The sequence below is a fragment of the Caballeronia sp. EK genome (assembly GCF_014384845.1).
GTDB classification, from domain to species: Bacteria; Pseudomonadota; Gammaproteobacteria; order Burkholderiales; family Burkholderiaceae; genus Caballeronia; species Caballeronia jiangsuensis.
On record NZ_JACSUE010000077.1, the window covers coordinates 1 to 1,027 of the forward strand.

The following is a 1,027-nucleotide window of genomic DNA, read 5'->3' on the forward strand; positions in this document are numbered from 1 at the left end:
CGCACAAAGCGCCATCAGTGCCCGGCTGCACGCTCCCTGCCATTCCTCAACGAGAAACCGCTCGTTTAGCGGATCAATTCCACGACGCCGTCGCTTAGTGTCGGATTTAGACCGGCGTTCACACCTCATTCAGGGAAGCGGTAAAAAAAACGCTGCGATCCGCGACACATCTGGCTTACCCTCGGACTACGTGCCACGCGGCTCCCCAGCGCGCGCAGCGCCACGTGACTGACTCGATCGCCACGCTGCGCTGGTGCATCGCTGCGCACGTCGCTAAGCGGCTCCAGCGATGCCCATTCTGCAGTTCTGCCTCGACACATTTTATGACACAGTAAGACTAACAGGCTGTTGAATTACCCTGGACACGGGTCATCCTTGTGCGGGGGAGAAACGTTGAATAAAGGAATCGAACACCATTGAGACTGAAGCGATGCGCGGAGCGGACGGCTACACTGAATCGATGTTCACGATGTCCAAGCTCGACGACTTCGTTCCTGCCAATCATCCCCTGCGACCGATTCGCCTGTGGCTGAACGAGGCGCTCACGCGCATGGACGCGGTGTTTTCGCGCATGTACGAGAGCGAAGCAAAGGGGGGCCGCCCCAGCATCGCGCCGGAGAACCTGATTCGCGCTTTGCTGTTGCAAGTGCTGTATTCGATTCGCAGCGAACGCATGCTGATGGAGCAAATCTCCTACAACATGCTGTTTCGATGGTTTGTCGGACTGGCGATGGACGATGCGGTTTGGGACCACTCAACATTCAGTAAAAACCGCGACCGACTGATGCTCCATGATGTCATCGTCAGTCTGTTCAACGAGACCGTTGAGACGGCGCGCGTGCGTGGCCACCTGTCGGGCGAGCACTTCAGCGTCGACGGCACGCTCATTCAGGCGTGGGCGGGACACAAGAGCTTATATGGACGCCTCCCGGCTTGCCAGGTGATGTTGGGTGTGACGGTGTAGAGGTCAGGCTGCAGACTTATATCCGTACATGGACTCCCGCCTATGAGCAAGATCGGTGTGCAT

1 pseudogene is annotated in these 1,027 nt (G+C 57.7%); it reads left to right on the forward strand.

The features are described 5' to 3' along the window. Nucleotides 1-430 precede the first annotated feature (430 nt). Nucleotides 431-913: pseudogene (locus tag IAG25_RS41160) on the forward strand (IS5 family transposase); the annotation flags it as partial. Between the last annotated feature and the right edge of the window lie 114 nt (nt 914-1,027).